Genomic DNA, 4,758 nt, shown 5'->3' with positions numbered 1-4,758 from the left:
GGAGTGGGACTCGGAGCGGCTGCGACGGGACATACGGCCGGACATACGGTCTCCCGGGACAAAGGTCACTCAGGCGGTTAGCCCTCTCCCGTGGTGCATTGGCAGCCCGGATGACCCCCGCTTGAACAGCGCGGGAACGCCCGCCGCCGGGTGTCGCAACCGCGTGGAAGGATGGAGGCGGCACCACAGCGTCGAGATCCGCGAGAGTTTCGCGAGAGTGGGGAGATCACCAAGTGCCTGGCACGAATCTGACGCGCGAAGAGGCCCGCCTGCGGGCACAGCTGCTGACCGTCGACTCGTACGAGATCGAGCTGGACCTCAGCGGCGCGCAGCACGGGGGTACCTCCCGCGCGGGCGAGGCCGGGAGCGGGAACGGGACCTTCCGCTCGGTCACCACGGTCCGCTTCACCGCCAGGGAGGCGGGCGACACCTTCGCCGACCTGGTCGCGCCCACCGTGCACGAGGTCACCCTCGACGGCGCGCCGCTGGACCCGGCGGCCGTCTTCGCCGACTCCCGCATCGCCCTGGCCGGGCTCGCGCCCGGCGCGCACGTGCTGCGGGTCGTCGCCGACTGCGCCTACACCAACACCGGCGAGGGCCTGCACCGCTTCGTGGACCCGGTGGACGACCAGGCCTACCTCTACACCCAGTTCGAGGTGCCGGACGCGCGCCGGGTCTTCACCACCTTCGAGCAGCCCGACCTCAAGGCCACCTTCCAGTTCACGGTGCGCGCCCCCGAGGGCTGGACGGTGATCTCCAACTCCCCGACGCCGGAGCCGACCGAGGACCACGTGTGGCGGTTCGCGCCCACGCCCCGGATCTCCACCTACATCACGGCGATCATCGCGGGCCCGTACCACTCCGTGCACAGCACGTGGGAAGACAAGAGGGGCCTGAGCGAAGCTCAGTCCGCTGGGGGTGGTGGGGGGCGACGGGCGGGCCTGAGCGAAGCTCAGTCCGCTGGGGGTGGTGGGGGGCGACGGGCGGGCGGCAGCGTGCCGCTGGGCATCTACTGCCGCCCCTCGCTGGCCGAGCACCTGGACGCCGAGGCGATCTTCGAGGTCACCCGGCAGGGCTTCGACTGGTTCCAGGAGAAGTTCGACTACCCGTACCCGTTCGAGAAGTACGACCAGCTGTTCGTGCCCGAGTTCAACGCGGGCGCCATGGAGAACGCGGGCGCGGTCACCATCCGCGACCAGTACGTCTTCCGCTCCAAGGTCACCGACGCCGCCTACGAGGGCCGCGCCGAGACGATCCTGCACGAGCTGGCCCACATGTGGTTCGGCGACCTGGTCACCATGGAGTGGTGGAACGACCTGTGGCTGAACGAGTCGTTCGCCACCTACACCTCCATCGCCTGCCAGGCGCACGCCCCCGGCAGCCGCTGGCCGCACGCCTGGACCAGCTTCGCCAACCAGATGAAGACCTGGGCCTACCGCCAGGACCAGCTGCCCTCCACCCACCCGATCATGGCGCCGATCCGCGACCTGGACGACGTCCTGGTCAACTTCGACGGCATCACCTACGCCAAGGGCGCCTCCGTCCTCAAGCAGCTGGTCGCCTACGTCGGCATGGACGAGTTCTTCCAGGGCGTGCGCGCCTACTTCAAGCGCCACGAGTGGGGCAACACCCGCCTGGCCGACCTGCTCGGCGCCCTGGAGGAGACCTCGGGCCGCGATCTGAAGACCTGGTCCAAGGCGTGGCTGGAGACCGCGGGCATCAACGTCCTGCGGCCCGAGCCGGCCACCGGCGAGGACGGCACCCTCACCGCGCTCGCCATCCGCCAGGAGGCACCCGCCCTGCCCGCGGGCGCCACCGGCGAGCCCACCCTGCGCCCGCACCGCCTCGGCGTCGGCTTCTACGACCTGGTCGACGGCAAGCTGGTGCGCACCGACAGCGTCGAGCTGGACGTGGACGGCGAGCTGACCGAGGTGCCGCTGCCCCGCGCCCGCAAGCGCCCCGACGTGCTGCTGCTCAACGACGGCGACTACACCTACGCCAAGGTCCGCCTCGACGCCGACTCGCTGGCCGTCGTCACCCGGCACCTGGGCGACTTCACCGACCCGCTGCCGCGCGCCCTGTGCTGGGCGTCGGCCTGGGACATGACCCGCGACGGCGAGATGCCCGCCCGCGCCTACCTGGACCTGGTCCTGACGGGCATCGGCAAGGAGACCGACATCGGCGTCGTCCAGTCCCTCCAGCGCCAGGTCAAGCTCGCCCTCGACCTGTACGCGGCCCCCGGCTGGCGGGAGACCGGGCTCACCCGCTGGGCCGAGGCCGCCCTGGAGCAGCTGCGCGCGGCCCGCCCCGGCAGCGACCACCAGCTCGCCTGGGCCCGCGCGTTCGCCGCCGCGGCCCGCACCGACGCGCAGCTCGACCTGCTCGCCGGGCTGCTGAACGGCAGCCGGACCGTCGAGGGCCTGGCCGTCGACACCGAGCTGCGCTGGGCGTTCCTGGAGCGGCTGGCGGCCACCGGCCGGGCCGGTGAGGCCGAGATCGCCGACGAGCTGAAGCGGGACGCCACCTCGGCGGGGGAGCGGCACGCCGCCGCGGCCCGCGCGGCCAGGCCCACCCCGGAGGCCAAGGCCGAGGCGTGGCGGGCCGTCGTCGAGAGCGACACCCTGCCCAACGCGGTGCAGGAGGCCGTCATCTCCGGCTTCGTGCAGACCGACCAGCGCGAGCTGCTCGCGCCCTACGCCGAGCGGTACTTCGCCGCCGTCAAGGGCGTGTGGGAGCAGCGCAGCCACGAGATGGCGCAGCAGGTCGCCCTCGGCCTCTACCCCTCCCTCCAGGTCTCCCGGGAGACGCTGGACGCCACCGACGCCTGGCTCGCCTCGGCGGAGCCCGGCGCGGCGCTGCGCCGCCTGGTGACCGAGTCGAGGGCCGGCGTGGAGCGGGCCCTGCGCGCCCAGGCCGCCGACGCGGCAGCTGCCTGACCCGGCGGCGCGCACCGGCCCCCGGCCATGAGGCCGGGGGCCGGTGTGTGGGAGGTGGACGTGCGGTGGCGGGGCCGGCTCAGCGGAAGGCGACCTTCTCGAAGGCGACATCCCTCACGCCGTTGGCCCACAGCTGCTCGACGCGGGAGCGCTCGGCCGCGTTGGGCTTGTCGTTGGTGCAGGACGTGCCGGGGCCGCCGCCCGACATCAGTTCGCTGCACGGCCCGGAGTAGTGGTCCGGAAGCCCCAGCACGTGACCGGTCTCATGCGCGACGACGCGGTTGGAGCTGTACTGCTGGTTCTGCGCGTAGTCGAGGAAGATGTAGCCGCTGCCGTGGCCGTCGGTGTAGGCGTAGGAGCCGCGCGAGTCGTTGCCCTCGCGGTACTCGAAGCTGGCACCGCTGCCCTCGGCGAGCTGCACGTTGCGCACGGCGGAGTTCCACACGCGGGTGCTGTTGGCTATCTGGCTGCGGAAGCTGGGCGCGCGGCTGGTGCTGTACTTGATGGTGACCTGCTGGATGCCGGGCTTCTCGGCCTGCTTCTTGAGCGCTTCCTTGACGATGAACTTGAAGAACTTCTCGTTGTCGCTCTGCTTCTCGCCGGTGAAGCCCTGGGCCTGGCCGGAAGAGGCGGACGGTGGGGTGGCGGGGGTGGCGGGGGCCTGGGAGGCGGCGGCGGGGACCGCGCCGAGGCCCAGGGCGACGGTCGCACCGAGACCGATCGCCGCGGACAGGGCCGGGGTGCGGTGTCTGAGGGATCTCATGGGGGGTCTCCTCGGGTTCCGGGGGACCGGCGCCGCACCGGGATGTCCTGGCGTGGGGGCGCCGCCGGTTCCTGGACGGATTCCAACGGATTCCTTGCGGGGGAGAGTCTGTTCGAGCCGACGGCGGCGCGGAATGATGCCACCTGGCGATAACCCCGGCCAATCCCCCTGCGCCGAGGCCGCGTTCACCCTCCCGTAGCCGCCCCATCACCCTCTGGTGTGACGTACGACACCGCCGTTATGCTCCGCGATGTGGAGCTCGAAGTGAGGCATCTTCGTGCACTGTGTGCGATAGCCGACACGGGCAGCGTGCACAAGGCGGCGCGCCAGCTCGGCATGACACAGCCGTCGCTGACGACCCAGCTGCGCCGCATCGAGCAGGCCGTGGGCGGCCAGCTGTTCACCCGCGAGCGCACCGGCAGCAGGCCGACCCCGCTCGGCCGTACCGTCCTCACCCGCGCCCGCCCCATCGTCGCCCAGATGGCGGAGCTGGTCCGGGAGGCCAAGGACGCGGCCGGCCTCGGCCCCGCCGGACCGGGCACCCGGCTGCGGCTCGGCAGCACGGGCAGCAGGGCCGTCCCCGGCTGGCTGCGCCGCCTCCACGCCCGGCTGCCGGAGACCGACATCACCTTCCAGACCGACGTCTCGGCCAACACCCTGCTGCGCATGGTCGCCGGCAACCAGCTCGACGCGGCCTTCGTGCACGAGGTCGAGGGCTCCCCGCTGCGCGTGCCGGAGACCGTCGAACTCCGCGTCCTGGTGCGGCGCGAGCCCCAGTTCGTCGCGGTACCCGCCGCCCACCCCGCCGCCCGGGGCGGCCGGCCGGTGGCGCTGGCCGAACTCGCCGGTGACACCTGGATGGTGGACCCCAGCGTCGACGGCGACTGGGACGGGCTGCGCCGGGTGTTCGCCGCGGCGGGGATCGATCCGCGCCTCGTCCACGGCGACTACCTGTCCGCCGGCGACCTGGTCGCCGCGGGGGAGGTCGTCACCCCCTGCCAGCCCACCTCCCGGCCCCGCCCCGGCATGGCCATCGTCCCTCTGGAGGGCGATCCCCTC

General features: G+C 72.6%; 3 protein-coding genes. 2 read left to right on the top strand and 1 reads right to left on the bottom strand.

All coding sequences use genetic code 11. The annotated features are described in order from the left end of the window. The first annotated feature begins 233 nt into the window (after nt 1–233). Nucleotides 234–2,936, top strand: a complete 2,703-nt coding sequence (gene pepN / locus FM076_RS11130) for an aminopeptidase N (RefSeq protein ID WP_173869909.1) — start codon at nt 234–236, stop codon at nt 2,934–2,936. Between the two features lie 79 nt (nt 2,937–3,015). Here the strand turns inward: pepN and snpA are convergent, their stop codons facing one another. Beyond that, nucleotides 3,016–3,699 carry a snapalysin gene (snpA, locus tag FM076_RS11125; protein WP_173869907.1) on the bottom strand — a complete coding sequence of 228 codons (684 nt, stop codon included), beginning with the start codon at nt 3,697–3,699 and terminating at the stop codon, nt 3,016–3,018. Between the two features lie 240 nt (nt 3,700–3,939). Between snpA and FM076_RS11120 the strand changes: the two genes are divergently transcribed. Then, a partial coding sequence (locus tag FM076_RS11120) for a LysR family transcriptional regulator (protein ID WP_173869905.1) occupies nt 3,940–4,758 on the top strand: 819 nt, incomplete at its 3' end.

The organism is Streptomyces albus subsp. chlorinus (assembly GCF_013302895.1).
GTDB classification, from domain to species: domain Bacteria; phylum Actinomycetota; class Actinomycetes; order Streptomycetales; family Streptomycetaceae; genus Streptomyces; species Streptomyces chlorinus.
This window is presented reverse-complemented; position numbering and strand designations above follow the sequence as displayed.

Coding starts and splice junctions, on each gene's coding strand:
- snpA (WP_173869907.1), bottom strand. CDS start 3,699: ATGAGATCCCTCAGACACCGCACCCCGGCCCTGTCCGCGGCGATCGGT.